16 protein-coding genes and 1 tRNA gene are annotated in these 21789 nt (G+C 70.4%); 10 read left to right on the top strand and 7 right to left on the bottom strand.

The window, feature by feature from the left end:
• Positions 1–50: 50 nt before the first annotated feature.
• Positions 51–1958 (top strand): ABC transporter ATP-binding protein, encoded by a 1908-nt coding sequence (locus ACX80P_RS07540; RefSeq protein WP_459277439.1) that lies wholly within the window; start codon positions 51–53, stop codon positions 1956–1958.
• 87 nt (positions 1959–2045) lie between these two features.
• Here the strand turns inward: ACX80P_RS07540 and ACX80P_RS07535 are convergent, their stop codons facing one another.
• The 3 genes from ACX80P_RS07535 to ACX80P_RS07525 all read right to left on the bottom strand — a co-directional run bounded on the left by ACX80P_RS07535 (position 2046) and on the right by ACX80P_RS07525 (position 3347).
• Positions 2046–2534 (bottom strand): NUDIX hydrolase, encoded by a 489-nt coding sequence (locus ACX80P_RS07535; RefSeq protein WP_459277438.1) that lies wholly within the window; start codon positions 2532–2534, stop codon positions 2046–2048.
• Positions 2535–2606: 72 nt separating this feature from the next.
• Positions 2607–2683, bottom strand: a tRNA-Arg gene (locus ACX80P_RS07530).
• 37 nt (positions 2684–2720) lie between these two features.
• A complete protein-coding gene (locus tag ACX80P_RS07525; RefSeq protein ID WP_459277437.1) occupies positions 2721–3347 on the bottom strand; it encodes a hypothetical protein in 627 nt (208 codons plus the stop codon).
• Between the two features lie 157 nt (positions 3348–3504).
• On the opposite strand from ACX80P_RS07525, the gene ACX80P_RS07520 reads away from it, so the two are divergent.
• The 6 genes from ACX80P_RS07520 (at position 3505) to ACX80P_RS07495 (ending at position 11928) form a co-directional block, all read left to right on the top strand.
• Positions 3505–5046, top strand: coding sequence for an alanine/glycine:cation symporter family protein (locus ACX80P_RS07520; protein WP_459277436.1), 1542 nt, complete (start codon positions 3505–3507; stop codon positions 5044–5046).
• Positions 5047–5184: 138 nt separating this feature from the next.
• A complete protein-coding gene (pcrA, locus tag ACX80P_RS07515) occupies positions 5185–7650 on the top strand; it encodes a DNA helicase PcrA (protein ID WP_459277435.1) in 2466 nt (821 codons plus the stop codon).
• A gap of 177 nt (positions 7651–7827) precedes the next feature.
• Positions 7828–8994 (top strand): ADP-forming succinate--CoA ligase subunit beta, encoded by a 1167-nt coding sequence (gene sucC, locus ACX80P_RS07510; RefSeq protein WP_459277434.1) that lies wholly within the window; start codon positions 7828–7830, stop codon positions 8992–8994.
• A gap of 12 nt (positions 8995–9006) precedes the next feature.
• On the top strand, positions 9007–9909 hold the full coding sequence (gene sucD / locus ACX80P_RS07505; RefSeq protein WP_459277433.1) for a succinate--CoA ligase subunit alpha: 903 nt from the start codon (positions 9007–9009) through the stop codon (positions 9907–9909).
• Between the two features lie 391 nt (positions 9910–10300).
• Positions 10301–11356: a zinc-dependent alcohol dehydrogenase family protein gene (locus ACX80P_RS07500; RefSeq protein WP_459277432.1), complete on the top strand. Its 1056-nt coding sequence runs from the start codon at positions 10301–10303 to the stop codon at positions 11354–11356.
• Positions 11357–11457: 101 nt separating this feature from the next.
• Positions 11458–11928 (top strand): SRPBCC family protein, encoded by a 471-nt coding sequence (locus tag ACX80P_RS07495; protein ID WP_459277431.1) that lies wholly within the window; start codon positions 11458–11460, stop codon positions 11926–11928.
• A gap of 33 nt (positions 11929–11961) precedes the next feature.
• Here the strand turns inward: ACX80P_RS07495 and ACX80P_RS07490 are convergent, their stop codons facing one another.
• Both ACX80P_RS07490 and ACX80P_RS07485 read right to left on the bottom strand, forming a co-directional pair.
• The gene (locus tag ACX80P_RS07490; RefSeq protein ID WP_459277430.1) at positions 11962–12885 is read right to left on the bottom strand and encodes a S1C family serine protease; all 924 of its coding nucleotides are present in this window, start codon (positions 12883–12885) and stop codon (positions 11962–11964) included.
• Between the two features lie 99 nt (positions 12886–12984).
• Positions 12985–14106, bottom strand: coding sequence for a VIT1/CCC1 transporter family protein (locus tag ACX80P_RS07485; protein WP_459277429.1), 1122 nt, complete (start codon positions 14104–14106; stop codon positions 12985–12987).
• Positions 14107–14417: 311 nt separating this feature from the next.
• Between ACX80P_RS07485 and ACX80P_RS07480 the strand changes: the two genes are divergently transcribed.
• Both ACX80P_RS07480 and ACX80P_RS07475 read left to right on the top strand, forming a co-directional pair.
• On the top strand, positions 14418–16148 hold the full coding sequence (locus tag ACX80P_RS07480; RefSeq protein ID WP_459277428.1) for a long-chain-fatty-acid--CoA ligase: 1731 nt from the start codon (positions 14418–14420) through the stop codon (positions 16146–16148).
• The gene (locus ACX80P_RS07475; RefSeq protein WP_459277427.1) at positions 16145–17515 is read left to right on the top strand and encodes an AI-2E family transporter; all 1371 of its coding nucleotides are present in this window, start codon (positions 16145–16147) and stop codon (positions 17513–17515) included. Before ACX80P_RS07480 ends, ACX80P_RS07475 begins: the two co-directional genes overlap by 4 nt.
• 80 nt (positions 17516–17595) lie before the next feature.
• On the opposite strand, the gene ACX80P_RS07470 is transcribed toward ACX80P_RS07475, so the two are convergent.
• Entirely contained in the window at positions 17596–19110 is a 1515-nt protein-coding gene (locus ACX80P_RS07470; RefSeq protein WP_459277426.1) for a sodium:solute symporter family protein, read from the bottom strand.
• A gap of 156 nt (positions 19111–19266) precedes the next feature.
• Here ACX80P_RS07470 and ACX80P_RS07465 point away from each other — a divergent pair, with 156 nt between their 5' ends.
• Positions 19267–19845 carry a helix-turn-helix domain-containing protein gene (locus tag ACX80P_RS07465; RefSeq protein WP_459277425.1) on the top strand — a complete coding sequence of 193 codons (579 nt, stop codon included), beginning with the start codon at positions 19267–19269 and terminating at the stop codon, positions 19843–19845.
• A gap of 12 nt (positions 19846–19857) precedes the next feature.
• On the opposite strand, the gene ACX80P_RS07460 is transcribed toward ACX80P_RS07465, so the two are convergent.
• Positions 19858–21666 carry an amino acid permease gene (locus tag ACX80P_RS07460; RefSeq protein WP_459277520.1) on the bottom strand — a complete coding sequence of 603 codons (1809 nt, stop codon included), beginning with the start codon at positions 21664–21666 and terminating at the stop codon, positions 19858–19860.
• Positions 21667–21789 lie beyond the last annotated feature (123 nt).

The following is a 21789-nucleotide window of genomic DNA, read 5'->3' as shown; positions in this document are numbered from 1 at the left end:
ACGGCACCCGCGGACCCGAGCCGGAGACGGCATCCACGGAAGGAACGGCCATGAGCATGGAAGGCGCGGCGTGGAGCTCGCTGTACAGGATCTCGACGGCGAGGGACAACAAGCACGGGTTCTCCCGGGAGTCGGTGCGCCGGATCCTGACCTTCGCTGTGCCCTACCGCCGGAAGCTGGCGCTCTTCATCCTGCTGTCCGTGGCCGGGGCGTTCCTGGCCGTCGCGACACCGGTCCTTGCCGGGCAGGTGGTCGACGTCATCGTCGCCCGCGGCGAGGTCCGGACGATCGTGTGGCTCGCGTCCGTCATCGCGATCGTCGCGATCGTCGACGCCGGGGTGTCCCTGCTCACCCGCTGGTACTCGTCGCGCATCGGTGAGGGCGTCATCCTGGACCTGCGGACCGCCGTGTTCAACCACGTGCAGAAGATGCCCATCGCCTTCTTCACCCGCACCCGGACCGGGGCCCTGGTCAGCCGCCTCAACAACGACGTGATCGGCGCCCAGCAGGCGTTCAGCGGCACCCTGTCGGGCGTGGTCACCAACGTCGTGGCGCTGGTCCTCACCCTCGCCGTCATGCTCAGCACCTCCTGGCTCGTGACCGTGCTCGCCGTCGTCATGCTGCCCGTCTTCCTGGTCCCCGCCCGCCGCATGGGCAGCCGCCTGGCCGCCCTCCGCCGCGAGGCCGCCGACCACAACTCGGCCATGAGCACCCAGATGACGGAACGCTTCTCGGCGCCCGGCGCCACGCTCGTCAAGCTCTTCGGCCGGCCCGACGAGGAAGCCGAGGAGTTCCGGGTCCGCGCCGCACGCGTGCGGGACATCGGGGTGCGCACCGCCATGCTGCAGTTCGTCTTCTTCACGGCACTCATGCTCGTCTCCGCGCTGGCGCTCGCCCTGGTGTACGGGCTCGGCGGAACCCTTGCGCTCGCGGGCCAGCTCGACACCGGGGAGGTCGTCACCCTGGCCCTCCTCCTCACGCGCCTCTACGCGCCCCTGACCAGCCTCGCCAACGCGCGCGTCGAGATCATGAGCGCGATCGTCAGCTTCGAGCGTGTCTTCGAGGTGCTTGACCTCGAGCCGCTGATCAAGGAGAAGCCCGACGCCGTCGCCGTCCCCGCCGGCCCCGTGTCCGTCGAGTTCGACGACGTCCGGTTCGCCTACCCGTCGGCGGACAAGGTCTCCCTCGCCTCGCTCGAGGAGGTCTCGACGCTGGACACCCGCGGCGGCGAGGAGGTCCTGCACGGTGTGTCCTTCCGGATCGAACCCGGCCAGACCGTGGCGCTCGTCGGTACGTCGGGTGCCGGCAAGTCGACCGTCGCGCAGCTCCTCGCGCGGCTGTACGACGTCGACAGCGGCGCGGTGCGCCTCGCGGGCACCGACGTCCGGGACGTCACCTTCGCCTCGATGCGGCACACCCTCGGCATGGTGACCCAGGACGGCCACCTGTTCCACGAGACCATCCTGTCCAACCTCCGCCTCGCGCGGCCGGAGGCCACGGAGGACGAGGTGTGGGACGCCGTCCGCCGGGCCCGGCTGGAGCCGCTGGTCCGGTCCCTGCCCGACCAGCTGGACACCATGGTGGGCGAGCGGGGCTATCGGCTCTCCGGCGGGGAGCGCCAGCGCATGACCATCGCACGCCTGCTGCTCGCACAGCCCCGCGTGGTGATCCTGGACGAGGCGACGGCGGCGCTCGACTCGACGTCGGAGGCGGCCGTGCAGGCAGCCCTCAGTGAGGCGCTCGAGGGGCGGACCGCCATGGTCATCGCCCACCGGCTCTCGACCATCCGCAGTGCGGACCTGATCCTCGTCGTCGAGGACGGCGCGATCGTGGAGCGCGGGACGCACGACGAGCTGCTCGCGGTCGGCGGACGGTACGAGGAACTGCACCGCACGCAGTTCGCCGTGCAGAAGAACGTTGCCGTGGACGAGCAGCCGGGGTCGCTGACCGAGGTCTAGGGTGATCCCCAGCATCGGCGGATCAGCCCGTCCAGGGGCTGCAGCGACCGGGTGCGGCTGGGTGCCGCCTCCGGTCGGGCGGGCGTGTCACTGCGGCCGGGCGGTCCTGAGCATGAGCAGCCGGGGGACCACGTAGTCGGTCAGCAGGGGAGCGAGGTCGTCCCGGTCAGGGGCCGCTGCGAGGTCGAGCCAGTCCAGCTCCTCGATCTCGGCGGCCGGCCAGGGGTCGGCCGGCAGCGGGCAGAGGAAGACCGTCGCGACGAGGAGCGCCGCTTCATTGGCTGCAGGTCCCCGCCATACGCCGAGGAGCGTCAGGTCCTCCGGCAGGACGCGCAGGCCCAGCTCCTCGAACAGTTCGCGGACACCCGTCTCCGCAGGCGTCTCGCCCGGATCCGGCTTGCCGCCCGGCTGCATGAACAGCGTCGTTCCGCGCTTCCGGACCAGCAGCAGCTGCCCTCGGCGGTCCAGCAGGCACAGGGCCGTGACGGTGATGGCCGGCCGGCCGGCCACCGCGCGCGCTACCGGCGGGCCGGCGCCGTCGGGCCCGTGCTGCGCCCTGCCGGCCTGCTGTCGCATGCGGTGGACCCTTCCCTCGAACAGTGAGGGCGGGGACGGGTGGCTGCCCGTCCCCGCCCTCGCGTGGAGCTGTGGTGCCCCTGGCCGGAATCGAACCGACGACCTTCCCTTTAGGAGAGGGACGCTCTATCCTACTGAGCTACAGAGGCGCGGATCCGCTGGTGTTCCCGATCCGGCGGTCCCAGCTTACCTGCTCTTCGGCCCGGTCCCGGCGTCCGCCTCCGCTTCCCGGAGCCGCCGCGGCAGGAACACGGAAGCGGCGCCGGTCGCCACGCTCAGCGCGAGCAGCACCCACCGCAGGACGGTCAGCGTCGAGGCCAGCAGCACCGCTCCGGCGTCGGGGGTCGCCGTCGCAAGCACCGCGTCGATCGCGACGTTCTCCCACAGGTCGACGACGACGAACAGGATCACGGGACACCACAGCACCAGGCGGAGCCATCGGCGTCCGGTGCCGAGCTGGATCAGCAGGAGCCAGGCGAACGCGAAGATCAGCGGGAACAGCGTGCCGGCCGTCCGGTGGAGATAGCTCAGCTGGCCGCGGGCGTCGTCGTCCATCGCCGCGTGGAGCCGTTCGAGATGACCGGCGTCGTAGCCGCCGATCATCATGTCCGGCATCGGGAGGCCCCCGGACAACTGCGTCATCTGCCCGAGGGTGAGCAGGTGGAAGTACCAGAAGAGGAAGAGGGAGGCGACGGCGGCGGCGATGACGACCAGGCTGCCGTTGGAGCGCTGCCGGTCCGACCGGGGCGGCTCGGCCGCGGGGGAGGCGCCGGTGGGGTGCTTGCGTGCGATCTGGGCCCTGGTTCTTGCCATGAGTGAAGTATGGGCGACGATCGGCGTCCGCGGAGCATCCGCGGACCCCCAGGAGGCCGCTGCCACCCCGACTTATTCCGCCCCGCCACAGCTTGTGATTGCGCTCACGCGCGAAGGGCGCTTTTCTAGAAGGATGCCAATCACGACAGAGCTACCCATGACCACTGTGACCGAGGAGGTGGGCTGGCTCGCGAGCATCGACGCCGCCATCAACGCGGTGTTCGAACCCGTCACCGAGGTTTTCTCGACGATCGTGTTCTTCCCCATCACCATCGGTGACGTGAGCTTCCCGTTCGTCGTGCTGTGGCTCATCGCGGCGGGCGTGATCTTCACGATCTACTTCGGCTTCGTCCAGTTCCGTGGACTGAAGGTCGCCTACGAAGTGGTCCGGGGCCGATTCTCGTCGAAGGACGACCCCGGGGAGGTGCCGCACTTCCAGGCGCTCACCTCGGCGCTGTCGGGGACGGTCGGGCTGGGAAACATCGCCGGCGTCGGTGCGGCCATGGCCCTGGGTGGCCCCGGCGCGACCTTCTGGATGGTTCTTGCCGGGCTCCTGGGCATGGCGACGAAGTTCGCCGAATGCACGCTCGGCGTCAAGTACCGCGAGGTGCATGAGGACGGGTCCGTCAGCGGCGGGCCCTTCAAATACCTCCCCATCGCCTTCGGCAAGTTCGGGAAGGTCCCCGCGAAGATCCTGACCGGCGTCTTCGCCGTCGCGATCCTCATCTTCGGTGTCGCCGGCGGCAACATGTTCCAGGCGAACCAGACCTTCGCCCAGATGCAGAACGTCACGGGCGGCGCCGACGGACTCCTCGGCAGTGCCGGAGCCGCGCTCATCTTCGGCCTCGTGCTCGCAGGCCTCGTCGCCGTGGTGATCCTCGGCGGCATCAAGTCCATCGGAGCCACCACCAGCAAGCTCGTGCCGGCAATGGGCGTCATCTACGTGGTGTCCTGCCTCCTGGTCATCCTCGTCAACCTCGGCCAGGTTCCCGCTGCCATCGCGTCGATCTTCGCAGGCGCGTTCAATCCCCAGGGCATCGCCGGCGGAATCCTCGGCGTCATGATCGTCGGGTTCACCCGTGCAGCGTTCTCCAACGAGGCGGGCCTCGGCTCCGCCGCGATCGCGCACTCGGCAGTGAAGACCCGCCGCCCGGTCAGCGAGGGCTTCGTCGCACTCTTCGAACCGCTCGTCGACACGGTGCTCATCTGCACGATGACGGCGCTGGCGATCATCATCGCGGGCGCACCGAGCCTCCAGGCCGGGATCGACCAGGTCCAGGCAGGGGAGGGCACGCCCGACGGCGTCATCCTCACCTCCGACGCGTTCGCCACCGTGTTCCCCTGGTTCCCCGTGGTGCTCGCGATCGCCGTGGCACTGTTCGCCTACTCCACGCTCATCACGTGGTCCTACTACGGGCTCAAGTCCTGGGAATTCCTGTTCGGCCGCGGCAGGACCTCGGAACTCATCTTCAAGGTCATCTTCCTGTTCTTCACCGTCGCCGGTTGCGTGCTGACCTTCAGCCAGGTCATCAGCTTCGCCGACGCCGCCCTGTTCGTCTGCGGCTTCGTGAACCTGCTGGGCGTCTACCTGCTCCTGCCCGTCATCAAGCGGGAGATGAAGGAGTACCTCGCCGACCGCAAGAGCGGCAAGCTCCTCCTCCTCGGGGTGGAGAAGGACGAGCTGCAGGCCGAGAAGTAACGCGCGGTCACTCCAGGACTGCCCCTCCCGGATCTCCGGTGGGGGCAGTCCCGTGTCCGGGGAGGGACGGCGGCAGGGTGTTCCCGCCCCTCCCTTCACGCGGTGAGTGTCCGGGGCGCGGCCTAGACTTGGAGCATCATGGACATGCTCTTCGATCCCTACGTCTCCCAGCCCACGCCCGCCGAGAAGAAGCGTGCCCGGGACGCGGCGATGGCGACGGCGTCCGGAGCGGTCGATCCCGCCACGGAGCACGTGCCCTCCCGCGCCGGCGCGGACGAGCACCGGGCCAGGGAGCTCCTGCTGGGGCTGAACCCCCAGCAGGAGGAAGCGGTGAAGCACGGCGGATCGCCGCTGCTCATCGTCGCCGGCGCCGGGTCGGGCAAGACCCGCGTGTTGAGCCACCGCATCGCGTACCTGCTGGCCACCGGCCGATCCCACCCAGGGCAGATCCTCGCCATCACCTTCACGAACAAGGCCGCCGCCGAGATGCGGGAGCGCATCGAGGGCCTGATCGGGGACGTCGCGAAGCGGATGTGGATCTCCACGTTCCACTCCTCCTGCGTGCGCATCCTCCGCCGTGAGGCGGCCTCCGTGGGCCTCAACTCCAACTTCTCCATCTACGACTCCGCCGACACGCTGCGCCTCATCACGCTCGTGGCGAAGGGGCTGGACCTCGACCCCAAGAAGTTCGCGCCCAAGGCCATCCAGCACAAGATCAGCGCCCTCAAGAACGAACTCATCGACGAGGAGACGTTCGCCTCGGACGCCAGCCCGTCCGACCCGTTCGAGCAGGCCGTCGCCGAGGTCTACTCGGGCTACGCCCAGCGCATGCGCCAGGCCAACGCCATGGACTTCGACGACCTGATCGCCCAGACCGTCTACATGTTCCGGGCCTTCCCCGGCGTGGCCGACTACTACCGGCGGCGCTTCCGCCACGTCCTCGTCGACGAGTACCAGGACACCAACCACGCACAGTACGCCCTGGTCCGGGAGATCGTCGGCGTGCCCGGTGAATCCTCCGAGGACCCCGCGGAGCTGACCGTCGTCGGCGACTCCGACCAGTCCATCTACGCGTTCCGCGGTGCCGACGTCCGGAACATCGTCGAGTTCGAGAACGACTACCCGAGCGCCCGCACCATCCTGCTGGAGCAGAACTACCGCTCCACCCAGAACATCCTCACCGCCGCGAACGCGGTCATCTCCCGGAACCCGGACCGGCCGGAGAAGAGGCTGTGGACGGCCGAGGGCAGCGGCGAGAAGATCGTCGGCTACGTGGGTGAGAACGAGCACGAGGAGGCCCGGTTCATCGCCGAGGAGATCGACCGCCTCCAGGACGAGGACGACATCCGTCCAGGGGACGTCGCGATCTTCTACCGCACCAACGCCCAGTCGCGCTCCGTCGAGGAGATCCTGCTGCGCGTCGGTCTGCCCTACAAGGTGGTCGGCGGGACGCGCTTCTACGAGCGCAAGGAGATCAAGGACGCGCTGGCGTACCTGCGCGTCCTCGTGAATCAGGACGACGTCGTCAATCTCCGCCGCATCCTCAACGAACCCAAGCGCGGCATCGGCGACCGCGCCGAGTACGCCGTCGCGTCCCTGGGCGAACGCGAGCGGATCAGCTTCATGGAGGCCCTGCGGCGGGCCGACCAGGCGCCCGGCATGGCCACGCGCTCCGTCAACGCGGTGGCCGGCTTCGTGAAGCTCATCGACGACCTCGCCGAGGTCGCGAGCGGCTCGGGCGCCTCGGCGGCCCTCGAGGCCGTCCTGGAGCAGACCGGGTACCTGGAACAGCTGCGCACCAGCAACGACCCCCAGGACGAGTCGCGCGTGGAGAACCTCGCCGAGCTCGTCGCCGTCGTCCGCGAGTTCGAGCGGGACAACCCCGAGGGGACGCTCGGCGATTTCCTGGAGCAGGTGGCCCTCGTGGCCGACGCCGACCAGATCCCGGACGCCCCCGACGGCTCCGCCGCCGACGTGCAGCGCGCCGTCGAGGAGGCCCGGCGCCAGGGTGTCGTGACGCTCATGACGCTGCACACCGCCAAGGGCCTCGAATTCCCCGTCGTGTTCCTCACCGGCATGGAGCAGGGCATCTTCCCGCACCAGCGTTCCGCCACCGACCCGAAGGAACTCGCCGAGGAGCGGCGCCTGGCCTACGTGGGCCTGACCCGCGCGCGGCAGCGGCTGTACATCACGCGCTCCGAGGTCCGGAGCATGTGGGGGCAGAGCCAGTACAACCCGGCGAGCCAGTTCGTCAGCGAGATCCCCGAGGAGCTCATCCACTGGAAGCGCGAGGGCGCGGCGAAACCCGCCTGGACGTCCGGTGGGAGCATCAGCGGCCCGCGGTTCAGCGGATCCTACTGGGGTGCGAGCGGCGGCGGTTTCACCGGGGGCACCCCCGCGCCGTCGAAGACCGTGGGTCGCGTGCAGCCCCAGAAGGAAGTCGTGTCGGTCGCCGTCGGCGACCACGTGAACCACGCGAGCTTCGGCAACGGCACTGTCCTGTCCGTCGAGGGGGCGGGGGACAAGACCGTCGCCAAGGTCCGGTTCGACGTCGGGGAGAAGCGGCTGCTGCTGCGTTACGCGCCGCTCACCAAGGTGGCCTGACCCGCTCCGGCCCCTGGCGGAGGCGCCCTCCGGATGCCTGCCGGGCGGGCCCGCAGTTCTACAAAACATAGAACTGTGGCCTTACTCACGAAACCGATAGTCTGGGGAGGGCCTCGGGCCCGAGGGGCTACAGTTCCCTCTTGTAAACCTACTTCGACGTAGAAGGACTTTGGCTAAGTGGACCTGTTCGAATATCAGGCGCGCGATCTCTTCGAGGCACACGGGGTTCCCGTGCTGGCCGGTATCGTGGCGCACACCCCGGAAGAAGCTAGGGCAGCAGCCGAGAAGATCGGCGGCGTCGTCGTGGTCAAGGCTCAGGTCAAGGTCGGCGGCCGCGGGAAGGCCGGCGGCGTCAAGGTCGCCAAGACCCCCGACGAGGCGTACTCCTATGCGTCGGACATCCTCGGGATGGACATCAAGGGGCACACGGTCCACACGGTGATGATCGCGCAGGGCGCCGACATCGCCGAGGAGTACTACTTCTCCGTGCTGCTCGACCGCTCCAACCGCAACTACCTGGCCATGTGCTCGGTGGAGGGCGGTATGGACATCGAGCAGCTCGCCGTCGAACGCCCCGACGCCCTGGCGCGCATCGCCGTGGACCCGGGCACCGGCATCGACCAGGCCAAGGCCGAGGAGATCGTCGAGGCCGCGGGCTTCGCGCCCGAACTCCGGGAGGGCGTCGTCGGCACCATCCTCAAGCTGTGGGACGTCTTCGTGAAGGAGGATGCCACGCTCGTCGAGGTCAACCCGCTCGTGAAGACCGGCAGCGGCGACATCCTCGCCCTGGACGGCAAGGTCACCATCGACGAGAACGCCGGGTTCCGGCACGCCGACCACGCCGCGCTCGAGGACAAGGACGCAGCGGACCCCCTCGAGGCCAAGGCGAAGGAGCACGACCTCAACTACGTCAAGCTCGACGGCCAGGTCGGCATCATCGGCAACGGTGCGGGGCTGGTCATGTCCACCCTCGACGTCGTCGCCTACGCCGGTGAGGCGCACGGCGGCGTGCTGCCCGCCAACTTCCTCGACATCGGAGGCGGAGCGTCCGCCGAGATCATGGCTGCGGGCCTCGACGTCATCCTCAACGACAGCCAGGTCAAGAGTGTCTTCGTGAACGTCTTCGGCGGCATCACCGCGTGCGACGCCGTGGCCAACGGCATCGTGAAGGCCCTCGAGATCCTCGGCGACGAGGCCAACAAGCCCCTCGTGGTGCGCCTGGACGGCAACAACGTCGAGGAGGGCCGCCGCATCCTCGCCGACGCCAACCACCCGCTGGTCACGCTCGCCGACACCATGGACGAAGGCGCCGACAAGGCCGCCGCGCTGGCCAACGGAAAGTAAGGGAACACCCGCATGTCTATCTACCTCAACAAGGACTCCAAGGTCATCGTCCAGGGCATCACGGGCGGCGAGGGCACCAAGCACACCGCCCTCATGCTGAAGGCCGGCACGCAGGTCGTCGGCGGCGTCAACGCCCGCAAGGCCGGCACCACGGTCACCCACGGCGACGTCACCCTCCCCGTGTACGGCACGGTCGAGGAAGCCATGAAGGAGACCGGCGCCGACGTGTCGATCGTCTTCGTCCCGCCGGCCTTCACCAAGGACGCCGTGGTCGAGGCCATCGAGGCCGGGATCGGCCTCGTCGTCGTCATCACCGAGGGTGTCCCCGTGCAGGATTCGGCCGCGTTCTGGGCCCTCGCCCAGTCGAAGGTCGACGCCGACGGCAAGCAGGTCACCCGCATCATCGGCCCCAATTGCCCTGGCATCATCACGCCCGGCGAGTCCCTCGTGGGCATCACCCCGGCGAACATCACGGGCAAGGGCGGTGTGGGCCTCGTCTCGAAATCCGGCACGCTGACCTACCAGATGATGTTCGAACTGCGCGACCTCGGCTTCTCCACGGCCATCGGCATCGGCGGCGACCCCGTCATCGGGACCACGCACATCGACGCCCTCGCGGCCTTCGAGGCGGACCCCGAGACGAAGGCCATCGTGATGATCGGTGAGATCGGCGGAGACGCGGAAGAGCGTGCGGCCGAGTTCATCAAGGCCAACGTCACCAAGCCCGTCGTCGGCTACGTCGCGGGCTTCACGGCCCCCGAAGGCAAGACCATGGGCCACGCCGGGGCGATCGTCTCCGGCTCGGCCGGCACCGCCCAGGCCAAGAAGGAGGCCCTCGAGGCTGCCGGCGTGAAGGTCGGCAAGACGCCGTCCGAGACCGCCAAGCTCCTCCGCGAGGTCTACGCGACGCTCTGATCCTCCGCGATCCGACAAGCCTCCCCCGCCTCTCGTGCGGGGGAGGCTTTCGCGTCTGCGGACGGCGCCATGCGGGCGCCGCCGGTGGCCGACGGTGGCGGCGACCGCGCACGCTCCAGCACCCCTCGGCACCCTCCGGCGGCCTCCGGCACCCCCCCGGCACCCTCCGGCGGCCTCCGCGGGGACGTGGCGTGGCACGGAGGGAATCCGGAGCTCCCGCAGCGATCCTCTTCGCCCGCCGGAACATGCCCGAGACCCGCGGGAGGACCTGGCGGAACCGGAGCACGAGGTCGAGGCGGCCGCCGACGGGAGTAGGGCCTCCCGGCACGCGGCTTGTAAGGTGACGGAAGGGGACAATCGATTGCGTCAAGCAAGCTTCTAGGAGACCATCATGCGCGCGACCATCATCCACGGGCCCGGCGACATCCGTGTCGAGGACCGGGACTACCCGAGCATCATCAGGCCGACCGACGCCGTCGTGAGGGTCACGGCGTCCTGCGTCTGCGGCTCCGACCTCTGGCCGTACCGCGGTGTCCGGCCCACCAAGGAACCCAAGGCGATCGGCCACGAGTTCGTCGGCGTCGTGGAGTCCGTGGGCGACGACGTCCGTGACGTCGCGGTGGGCGACTTCGTGATCGCACCGTTCGTGGACAGCTGCGGCACCTGCCCGCAGTGCCTCAACGGCGTGACCGTGGCGTGCGACCACCTGACCGGCTGGGGCAGCACCGACGAGCACGGCGACTTCGTGCAGGGCGGGCAGGGCGAAGCCGTGCGCGTCCCGCAGGCCGACGGCACCCTGCGGAAGGTCGACGGCGTGACCGAGCCCGACGCCGCCCTGACGGCCAGCCTGCTGACCCTCTCCGACGTCATGTCGACGGGCCACCACGCCGCTGTGTCGGCGAACGTCGGTCCGGGCAGCACCGTCGTCGTCGTCGGTGACGGCGCCGTCGGCCTGTGCGGGGTCCTCGCGGCCAAGCGGCTGGGTGCCGAGCGCATCATCGCGATGTCCCGCCACGCCGACCGCCAGGCGCTGGCCCGCGAGTTCGGCGCCACGGACATCGTCGCCGAGCGCGGCGACGAGGGCGTGGAGAAAGTGCGCGAACTGCTCGGGGGAGTCCTCGCCGACTCCGTCCTCGAATGCGTGGGCACGAAGGAATCGATGGACCAGGCGCTGCGCAGCACGCGCCCCGGCGGGCACCTGGGCTTCGTGGGCGTCCCGGCGGGCGGACCCGAGTTGCCCATCGGCATGCTCTTCGCGAAGAACATCACCGTGGGCGGCGGCATGGCACCGGCACACACCTACATCCCGGAACTGCTGAAGGACGTCCTCGACGGCACGATCAACCCGGGCCGCGTCTTCGACGTCGAGATGCCCCTCGAGGACGCCGCCGAGGCATACAGGGCCATGGACGAGCGGCGCGCCATCAAGGTGCTCCTGAAGCCCTGACCGCACGAACGTCCGACCCGAAGGGCCCCTCCTCGTGGGGGCCCTCCGTCGTCGGGCCCGTCCGGCGGGCGGACAGGGTGCGGAGCGGGCAGAATGAGGGTATGACGACGACGCCCGGCACGGATTCCGCCTACCTCATCTCCAGGGAACGCCTGATCGCGGCGCCCGCCGACCGCATCTTCGAGGTCCTCGCGACACCCGCCCTGCACAGCGTCATCGACGGGTCCGGGACGGTCCGCGGCGAGCAGCCCAACGGACCGGCCCGGCTGTCGCTGGGTGCGAAGTTCGGGATGGACATGAAGATGGGGCCGTCCTACAGGATCCTCAACCGCGTGGTCGAATTCGAGGAGGGCCGCCGGATCGCCTGGCGGCACTTCTCCGCCCATGTCTGGCGCTACACGCTCGAACCCCGGGACGGCGGGACGCTCGTCCGCGAGGAGTGGGACGGGCGCGCCGTGCGGTGGCGGTTCGTGTTCAGGCTCACCGGCTTCACGCGCCGGCACCCGGCGAGCATCGAGGCGACGCTCGGGAAGCTCGAGGACTACGTCCTGCAGCAGCGCGACCCCGCCTAGGCCGCTCCGACCGAGGCGGGCGCCGCTCCCCGGTCACGGGGTGCGGAGCTCCTCGGGGTGGACGACGATGTCCACCAGGGCACCGTTGCGCCACACCGTCATCTCCATGCGGCGGCCGATCGCCGTCTCGACCATGAGCCGTTGGATGCCCGTCGCGCTGCGGACAGGGGAGTGGTCGAGGGACACGACGACGTCTCCGGCCCGTGCCCCTGCACCCGCGGCCGGGCTGCCGGCGACGACGGAGGCCACCTGCATCCCGGTGCGCGATCCGACCCGGGCGGCGAGTTCGGGGGTGAGGGTGATCTGGGCTCCGACCACCCCCAGCCACGCGCGCCGCACGCGGCCCCTGGTGATGAGCGCGTCGATGATCTCCCGCGTGATCGGGTTGATGGGCACCGCCAGTCCCAGGCCGATCCCGGCGACGGCGGTGTTGACGCCGACCATGCGCCCTGCGCTGTCGGCGAGCACGCCGCCGCTGTTGCCGGGGTTCAGGATCGCGTCGGTCTGGATCACCTCGTCCACGACGCGCCCGGACAGTGTGGGCAGTGACCTGCCGAGCGCGGACACGATCCCCGCGGTGACGCTGCCGGCCAGGCCGAGCGGGTTGCCGAGGGCGACCACGAGCTGCCCGACACGGAGCCCGGTGGCATCCCCCCACGGCACGGGCGGGGGCGTGCCGCCCTCCGCCGCGAGGACGGCGAGGTCCGAGAGCGGGTCGCTGCCGACGATGCGCGCGGGGAGGACCGACCCGTCACCGAACGCGACCTCGGTGTGCCGGGCGCCGGCGACCACATGCGCGCTCGTCAGCAGGTGCCCCGCCGTGGAGATGACCGAGGCGCTGCCCGCACCGCCGCCGCGGGCGGTGCGCACGGACACCGCCGCCACCGACGGCAGCGTGGACTCGGCGATCCGCACGACCGCCGCAGAGTACGCGTCGAGAGCCTCGTGCTCGTCCATACGGACCATTGGAGCACCGCCGAGGTCGGCGGGGAACGGCGTTCGCGGAGGGCGCACGCACGCGCCGTCCTGCCGCGGCACCGGGCGGGAGCCCGGGGATCAGGCCACGGACGTGCCGAACAGCAGGCCGAGCCCGTAGGTGACGGCGGCAGCGCCGAGACCGATGCCGAGCTGGCGGAGGGCCAGCCGCAGCGGTGACGCACCGGACAGGAGGGCGACGACGGCCCCGGTCGCCATCAGCGCCAGCCCCACGAGGACGCAGGAGACGACGACGGCGAGGACGCCGCTGAGCCCGACCAGGTACGGCAGGACCGGGATGATCGCTCCGGAAGCGAAGAAGCAGAAGCTCGAGGCGGCGGCCCCGAGACCGGTGCCCACCGTCTCGTGCTCGTCCACGGCGTCGTCCGCGGCGGGCTGCAGTGAGAAGCTCGGATCGCAGTCGCACCCGAACAGGCCGAGGCGCTCCGCCGCGCGGTGCTCCGCGGCCGCGGGCGTCATGCCCCTGGCCCGGTACACCAGCACCAGCTCGTTGGCCGCGATGTCGAGTTCCTTCGCCGCCGTCAGGGTGATCTGCGTGGGGCGCGTCGCGGACAGGAGTTCCCGCTGGGACCGGACGGACACGTACTCGCCCGCACCCATCGACAGGGCGCCCGCCAGCAGGCCGGCCATCCCGCTGAACAGGATGAAGGACGTCGAGACGCCGGTCGCCCCGATGCCCATGACCAGGGCGAGGTTGCTGACCAGGCCGTCGTTCGCGCCGAACACGGCGGCGCGGAAGTTGCCGGAGAGCCGGTTGCGGCCGCGGGTCGCGAGTCCGCGCACGACTTCCTCGTGGATCTGCTCGTCGGCGGCCATCGCGCTCGTGGCCGAGGGGTCCGCCGCGTAGGGGGAGCGGCCCTCGGCCCGCTGTGCGAGGGCCAGGACGAAGACGGAACCGAAGCGCCGTGCGAGCACGCCCAGGAAGCGGTTGCGGAGGGACGGCCGCAGGGGCCGTCCGGCGTCGTCGCCGAGGAGCGCCAGCCAGTGGGCCTCGTGGCGGCCCTCGGCGTCGGCGAGGCCGAGGAGGATCTCGCGTTCCTCTCCGGTCCTGCGCCGGGCGAGGTCACGGTAGGTGGCGGCCTCGGCGCGTTCGTCGGCCAGGTACTGGCGCCACCGCTTGATGTCGTCGCGGGACGGGGGCCGTCCGGCGTCGTCCGGGACGTCGTTCTCGGGGTTGTTCACGGTTTGCTCCGGGTGCTCGGGGCATGTGCGCACTCCGATCCGAAGCGGGGCGCTCCGGCCGGGGACACAGATGCGTCGTATCGGCCGAAGGTCTCGCTCGCCGGTTCCACCGGTGGACTGCCGGGCGCCGATGGCGCCAGTATGTCGACAGGCCGCGCACCTCGAGGTGCGGAGCTACTCCCCTTCGACCGACAATGTTACCGGATGTGCGGCATGCGTAGCCGTCGGGTCCCTCCGCGCCACCGGCAGGGTCCTGTACCGGAATGCCCCGGGTGCGCGATACAGTCGGACGGATAACAGAAAGCAGGCTTATGGATTTGGCAGCCCGCCCCTGGGTCGCGAGCTATGCTCCCGGCGTGCCCGGCACGTTCAGCGTGCCCGAGGGCACGCTGTCCGATCTCCTCGATGCGTCGGTGCTGGCCCACGGCGCGGGCGCTGCCCTCGAGTTCTTCGGCGCGACGACGACGTACCGGGAGCTGGGCGACGCGGTGGCCCGGGCCGCGGCGGGCCTGCGGTCCCTCGGGGTCGGGCCGGGGGACCGGGTGGCCCTCGTCCTGCCGAACTGCCCCCAGCACATCGTGGCCTTCTACGCCGTCCTCCGCCTCGGTGCGATCGTGGTCGAGCACAACCCGCTCTACACGGACCGCGAGCTGCGACACCAGTTCGAGGACCACGGCGCCACGGTGGCCATCGCCTGGGACCGGGTGGTGCCGCGCGTGCAGCGGCTGCCCGCCGACATCCCCGTCACCACCGTGGTGTCCGTGGACCTCATCGGGGCGATGCCGGCGTCGCGCCGCCTCGCGCTGCGGCTCCCCGTGCGTCGCGCCCGCGAGGCGAGGGCGGCGCTCACGACCGGCGAGAAGCCGACCGGTCCCCGGAAGGTCGTCGCCTGGCGGGACCTGCTCCACCACCGCCCGCTGCCCGACCGGCACCCGCGGCCGTCGGCCCAGGACACCGCGGTGCTCCAGTACACCAGCGGCACCACGGGCGTCCCCAAGGGCGCCGTCCTCACGCACCGGAACCTGCTGGCGAACGCGGCGCAGGGGCGCGCCTGGGTGCCGGGCCTCGACGTCGGCCGCGAGACGGTCTACGCCGTCCTGCCCATGTTCCACGCGTACGGGCTCACGCTGTGCGTGACCTTCGCGGTGAGCATCGGTGCGAAGCTCGTCCTCTTCCCGCGCTTCGACGTCGGGCTCGTGCTCGACGCGGTCAGGAAGAGCCCGCCCACGTTCCTGCCGGCGGTGCCCCCGATCTACGACCGGCTCGCGGCCGGCGCGGCCGAGCGCGGCGTGGACCTCGGCAGCATCCGGTTCGCGATCTCCGGAGCCATGAACCTCCCGCAGGCCACCGTGGAGACCTGGGAGGCCGCCACGGGCGGCTACCTCATCGAGGGTTACGGGCTCACGGAGACGTCCCCCGTCTCGGCGGGCAACCCGATCGGGCCCACGCGGCGCCCCGGCACCATCGGCGTCCCGTTCCCCGGCACGGACGTCCGGATCGTCGACCCGGAGGACCCGGACCGCGACCGCGCCCCGGGCGAGGCCGGTGAGCTGCTCCTGAAGGGGCCGCAGGTGTTCCAGGGCTACTGGCGGCGGCCGGACGAGACCGAGGACGCCCTGCTCGACGGCGGCTGGTTCAGGACGGGCGACATCGTGACGATGGACGGCGACGGCTTCCTGACGATCGTGGACCGCATCAAGGAACTCATCATCACCGGCGGGTTCAACGTCTCCCCGAGCGAGGTGGAGGGCGTGCTGCGCGCGCACCCGGGCGTCGCCGACGTCGCCGTGGTGGGACTCCCGCGGGACGGCGGCGGCGAGGACGTCGCAGCGGCCGTCATCCTCGCGCCGGGGGCCGTCCTCGACGTCGAGGGCCTCCGGTCCTCCTGTCGCGGCGCGCTCGCCGCCTACAAGGTTCCACGCATCATCGTGCAGGTGGAGGACCTGCCCCGATCGCTGATCGGCAAGGTCCTCCGCCGCGAGGTGCGCTCCCAACTGATCAACGATGGCCATCGGGCCGAAGGAAAAGGTGACGGTCGATGACCCAGTCAGAAGATAAGCGGGCAGCGATGCCCACACCGGGGGGCCCCTGGCGGGACAGCCTCGGCAACGCCAGCATCAGGGCGGCACAGGTCCTCCTGGTCCTGGTGCTGGCCGTCGTGGCGGTGTACGCGCTGATCCAGGTGCGGCTCGTGGTGATCCCGATGCTGCTGGCGCTCATCCTGGCCGCCGCGATCGGGCCGTTCGTGCTCTTCCTGCGACGGAAGGGCTGGGGTGCGTCCACGGCCACCACGGTGTCCTTCCTGCTGCTCCTGCTCGTCTTCGGCGGGCTCATCACGGGCATCGTGTTCGCCGTCGTAGGACAGGCCGGAGAGCTCGCCACCAGCGCGACGAAGGGCTTCGACCAGCTCTACGCCTTCGCGAAGAACGGTCCCATCCCCATCGACGACGCGCAGATCCAGCAGGCACGGGACGCGGCGGTCGACTTCGCGACCAGCAGTACCGCCGGTGCCGGTGCCATCTCGGGCCTCAGCGCGGCCGGCAACTTCATCGCCGGGGCCCTGCTCATGGTCGTCATCCTCTTCTTCTTCCTCAAGGACGGCGAGAAGATCTGGGCCTTCATGCTGCGCGCGTTCAAGGGCAAGCGCCTCGTGAAGGCCCGCCGGGTCGGCTACAGCAGCATGGCCGTCCTCGGTGGCTACGTGCGCGGTACGGCCATCGTGGCCCTCGTCGACTCCGTGTTCATCGGCATCGCCCTCGTGGTCCTCGGGGTGCCGCTGGCGCTGCCGCTGGCCGCGATCGTCTTCGTCGGCGCATTCATCCCGCTGGTCGGTGCGACGCTGGCCGGTGTTCTCGCGGCCCTGATCGCGCTCGTCGCCAACGGGCCGTTCGTGGCGCTGATGGTCATCATCGTGGTGATCGTGGTCAACCAGCTCGAGGGCAACTTCCTGCAGCCCGTGGTCATGGGACGCACACTCCAGGTGCACGCGCTCGTGATCCTGCTGGCCCTGACCGCCGGGACCATCCTGGCCGGGATCATCGGCGCCATCCTCTCCGTCCCCGTCGCAGCCGTCGGGTGGGCCGCCATCAAGGCGTGGAACCAGGAGAAGGACGACGAGATCACCGAGGCCGAGGTCGACGAGGCCGAGAAACTGACGGCCCTGGACGAGACCGGGCACGGGCTCAGCTCGACGCCCAAGGAGGAGCAGGCCGCCAAGGTGGCACAGGCGGGCATAGCAGTCGACGACGCCGACGAGCGCCCCGGCACGCAGGAGCGCAGGGTCGAGGGGCACGACGACGACGATCGCGACGACAGCGTCGGCAGCACCCTCGACGGCGCGCGCGCCCTCGACGGCTCCCGCTCGACGGGGACCACGGGCCGGCACGGCTCGTCACCCGCAGGGCACTGACGGTTCCACCGACCGGTTCTCCCCCCTGGACGCGCGAAGGGCTCCCGGCATCTGCCGGGAGCCCTTCGCGCGTTCGACCGTCAGCGCACCGCGACGTCGTCGGGCACCTGGCCGGCGACCCGCCTGTCCCAGGCGGCCATGACGGCGGGGTCGGTCGCCCTGGTGGCCAGCGACACCGCCACGTACACGATCGCGGACACCGCCAGGCCGAAGTAGATCGGCTCGTTGGCGTAGATGCCGTCGTACTGGTTCTCCGCGGTGATCTCGAGGTAGGCCATGACGCCCAGGGTGACGAGCGTTCCCGCCGCCATGGAGGCCCCGGCGCCGATCCCGTTCCCTCGGCGCCAGACGAGGCCGCCGAGGATCGAGACGAGGAGCCCACCGACGAGGATGTCGTATGCGATGGTCAGGGCGGCCACGACGTCCTGCACGACCACGGCGAGGGCGATCGTCACGAGGCCGAGGCCGAGGACCCACCAGCGGCTGGAGGCGACGTCGTGCTCCGACGTCGCAGGCCCGGTACCGCCCGTGCCGTCCGTGCGCGCTTCGCGGCCCGTGCCGAGCCGGCCCGCCACGAACGGCACGACGTCGGTGCGCGCCACGGTGGCGGCGGCGATCAGCGCGCCGGACGCCGTCGACATCATCGCGGCGACGGCTGCGGCGAGGACGAGCCCGCCGACGCCGATCGGCAGGACGTTCAGGGCGACGTCCGCGTACACGTCGTCCCGCGATTCGACGCCGGGCAGGATGACGCTCGCGCTCATGCCGATCACGGCGCCCGCGACGCCGTAGAGGATGCAGTAGACGCCGGCGGCCGAGCCGCCCCACCGGGCGATCCCGGGCGTCCGCGACGTGAAGACGCGCTGCCAGATGTCCTGCCCGATCAGCAGGCCGAGCGTGTAGACCACGAAGTAGGTGATGATGCTCTGCGCGCCGATGCCCGTGATGCTGAAGAACTCGTCTCCGGCGCGCTCGGCGATGCCGTCGAAGCCACCGGCCGCGGCCAGGGAGAAGGGCAGCATGAGGGCGAAGACGCCGATGGTCTTGATGACGAACTGGGCCATGTCGGCCAGGGTGATGGACCACATGCCGCCCACCGTCGAGTAGACGAGGACGATGGCCCCGCCGACGGCGATCGACAGTGCGCGGTCCCAGCCGAAGAGCACCACGAAGATCGTGGCGTAGGCGCCCGTCGACGTGGCGCAGAGCATGAGCGTGTAGGCGAGCATGACGATCCCGGACACCCTCGTGGCGCGGTGCCCGTACCGCAGCGTGAGCATCTGCGAGACGGTGTAGATCTTCAGCTTCTGGATGGTGGGGGCGAAGAGGAGGCTGAGCAGCAGGACGCCGGTGCCGATGGCCACCACGAGCCACATGCCCGAGATGCCGTACGTGTAGCCCAGGCCCACCCCGCCCACCGTGGAGGCGCCACCCAGGACGACGGCCGCCATGGTGCCGGTGTAGAGGAGGGGGCCGAGGCGCCGACCGGCCACGAGGTAGTCGCTGGCGTTGCGGGTGCGGGACTTCCCCCACCAGCCGAAACCGAGCATGGCGGCGAGATAGGCCACCACGATGGCGATGTTGAGTGCTTGCATGGATGAGTCCTTCGGAGCGCACGAGCGGGTGCCCTGAGGGCAACTATTGTTGCCCTGTAAGCTACTCGTGACGCGGCTCACGCGCCAATCGGATACGTCGGCAGGCCCCGTCCCGCAGGGGGAGAATACCCGGGACTGCCGGAGGAGAGGACACGCATGAAGGCCCTGCCCGTCGAGCCCACCAACGCGCCGGTGGCCATCGGATCCCGCATCCGCGCCGCACGGCAGGCCCAGCGGATGACCATCGAGCAGGTCGCCGATTCCACCGGCCTGACGAAGGGCTTCCTGAGCCGGGTGGAACGCGACCTGACGTCGCCGTCCGTCGCCTCGCTGGTGACACTGTGCCAGGTCCTGTCGATCTCCATCGGGGACCTGTTCCTGGTGCCGGAGACCCACCTCACGCGGCTCGCGGAGGCACCCCGGGTGAGCCTCGGCGGGCAGGGCATCAACGAACGGCTCCTGACGGCGCGCTCGGAGCGCCGGCTGCAGGTGATCCGCGCCGTCGTCGAACCCCATGGCAGGGGTGAGGACGAGCTCTACTCGGTGGACTGCGAGGTGGAGACGCTGCACGTGGTCGAGGGACGCTTCGTGCTGATCTTCCCGAACGACCGCTACGACCTCGGTGCCGGCGACACCGTCACCTTCCCGGGCCGGGAGCCCCACACGTGGCTGAACCCGGACGGCAGGCAGGCCGTGGTGCTGTGGACGCTCGTCCCGGCGGCTTCCGGGAAGTGACGCCCGCGGGCCTCAGCCCACGTGCACCCAGGGGCGTTTCGTCACGTCCGGTTCCGCGGCACGCAGCACCTCACGTGTGACCGGGGCGATCTCGCCCTCGCCGGTGAACAGGAACCTGAACAGGTTGGCCACCGGGTCGCCCTCCGTCCAGCGGAAGTAGACGTGCGGCATGAGCCCGGTGATGTCGCGGATGTGCAGCATCACGGCCGCGATGGTGTTGGGGACGTTGGAGCTGTGGACCTCGAGGATGCGGTACCCGTGCCGGACCACACCGCGCACGCGCAGCTCCGTCTCGAAGTCGGACGAGTCGTCCACGGTCACCTCGATGAACAGGGGCCGGGAGGTGGTGGGGATGTGCGAGACCGCGCAGGCATGCTGGAGCTTGTGGCGGTAGGCGGCGCTGCTCAGCCGCTTCGGCTCGTGGGCGATGAGCAGGATGTCGCCGTCGTCCTGCGCGCCGACGAAGGAGAGCGCGGCCTCGTCCATCCGGATGCTCGTGGCGCGGAGCTCGAAGGCCCGCCGCGAACGGGAGATGAACGAGATCACGATGATGCCGAGGATGAAGCAGGCGGCGATCTTCAGCCCCTCGGGGCGCTCGATGATGTTGACCGCCGTCGTCAGCACGAAGACAACCGCGGCGATGCCGAAGCCGATGGTCCGCCGGCGCTGTTGCCTGCGCCGCGCCGACAGCGTCACTGCGACGGAGGCGGACGTGATGAGGGCGAGGACACCGGTGGCGTACGCGCCGCCCTGCGCCTCGACGTCGGCCTCGAAGAAGAAGGTGACGAGGATGGCGATCACGGTGATGACCAGGACGAGCGGGCGCACGGCCTTCGCCCACTCGGGCGCCATGCCGTAGCGCGGCAGGTAGCGGGGCACGAGGTTGAGCAGGCCGGTCATGGCGGACGCCCCGGCGAACCAGAGGATGCCGATGGTCGAGATGTCGTAGGCCGTGCCGAAACCGTCGCCGAGGTACTGGTGGGCGAGGTAGGCGAGCGCCCGACCGTTGGCGGGACCGTCCTCCTCGAAGGCGGCGGCGGGTATGAGCAGGGTGGTCACGAAGCTGGAGGTGACCAGGAAGCCGCTCATGATGAGCGCGGCCGAGGTGAGGAGCTTGTGCGCGCCGGCGATCCGGCCCACCGGATTCTCCTCGGTGTCGTCGGGTCCGCCCTGGATCTGCGGCATCACGACGACGCCGGTCTCGAAGCCGGACAGCCCCAACGCGAGGCGGGGGAAGATCAGCACGGCCAGCCCGACCATCACCAGGGGGTTGCCGTGCTGGGTGTTCAGCGCCGACCACCAGGAGCCCACGAGCCCGCCCTGCTCCACGACCTGGGCCAGCCCGACGACGATCACGCACAGGTTGAGCAGCAGGAAGACGGCGACGAGGCCGACGGCGATGCCGATCGCCTCGGTGAAGCCGCGCAGGAAGACGCCGGACAGCGCACCGAGGAACAGCACGGTGATGAGGATCTGCTGACCCTCGAGCCAGGAGGGGGCGAAGGGGTTCTCGATGAGATGGGCGCTCGCATCGGCGGCCGACAGCGTCATGGTGATGAGGAAGCTCGTCGCGGCGAACCCGAGCAGGACCAGCACGAAGACCTTCCCCCGCCACTTCGGCAGGAGCTTCTCGAGCATCGCGATGGACCCCTCGCCCCGGGGGCTCTCCGACGCCACCCGCTTGTACACCGGGAGCGCGGCGAAGAGCGTCACGACCACCAGCACGAGGGTGGCCAGGGGGGACAGCACGCCGGCGGCGGCCGCGGCGATCGCCGGCTGGTAGCCCAGGGTGGAGAAGTAGTCGACGCCGGTCAGGCACATCACCTTCCACCACGACTGGGCGCGCTCCTCCTCGGGCTGGTGGGAGGCGGGCTGGCTGGATGCGTTCAGCAGCCAGCGCTCGATGCGCTGTCGTGCCTGGGCCGCTGCCGGGGGCTGCGGACG

Source organism: Arthrobacter arabinosi, from assembly GCF_054511115.1.
The sequence above is the reverse complement of the archived record's forward strand: the minus strand, read 5'-3'. Positions and strand labels throughout refer to the sequence as shown.

Coding starts and splice junctions, on each gene's coding strand:
- ACX80P_RS07465 (WP_459277425.1), top strand. CDS start 19,267: ATGAAGGCCCTGCCCGTCGAGCCCACCAACGCGCCGGTGGCCATCGGA.
- pcrA (WP_459277435.1), top strand. CDS start 5,185: ATGGACATGCTCTTCGATCCCTACGTCTCCCAGCCCACGCCCGCCGAG.
- ACX80P_RS07495 (WP_459277431.1), top strand. CDS start 11,458: ATGACGACGACGCCCGGCACGGATTCCGCCTACCTCATCTCCAGGGAA.
- ACX80P_RS07490 (WP_459277430.1), bottom strand. CDS start 12,885: ATGGACGAGCACGAGGCTCTCGACGCGTACTCTGCGGCGGTCGTGCGG.
- ACX80P_RS07540 (WP_459277439.1), top strand. CDS start 51: ATGAGCATGGAAGGCGCGGCGTGGAGCTCGCTGTACAGGATCTCGACG.
- ACX80P_RS07470 (WP_459277426.1), bottom strand. CDS start 19,110: ATGCAAGCACTCAACATCGCCATCGTGGTGGCCTATCTCGCCGCCATG.
- ACX80P_RS07520 (WP_459277436.1), top strand. CDS start 3,505: ATGACCACTGTGACCGAGGAGGTGGGCTGGCTCGCGAGCATCGACGCC.
- ACX80P_RS07535 (WP_459277438.1), bottom strand. CDS start 2,534: ATGCGACAGCAGGCCGGCAGGGCGCAGCACGGGCCCGACGGCGCCGGC.
- ACX80P_RS07525 (WP_459277437.1), bottom strand. CDS start 3,347: ATGGCAAGAACCAGGGCCCAGATCGCACGCAAGCACCCCACCGGCGCC.
- ACX80P_RS07500 (WP_459277432.1), top strand. CDS start 10,301: ATGCGCGCGACCATCATCCACGGGCCCGGCGACATCCGTGTCGAGGAC.
- ACX80P_RS07475 (WP_459277427.1), top strand. CDS start 16,145: ATGACCCAGTCAGAAGATAAGCGGGCAGCGATGCCCACACCGGGGGGC.
- ACX80P_RS07480 (WP_459277428.1), top strand. CDS start 14,418: ATGGATTTGGCAGCCCGCCCCTGGGTCGCGAGCTATGCTCCCGGCGTG.
- sucD (WP_459277433.1), top strand. CDS start 9,007: ATGTCTATCTACCTCAACAAGGACTCCAAGGTCATCGTCCAGGGCATC.
- ACX80P_RS07460 (WP_459277520.1), bottom strand. CDS start 21,666: ATGTGCCTGACCGGCGTCGACTACTTCTCCACCCTGGGCTACCAGCCG.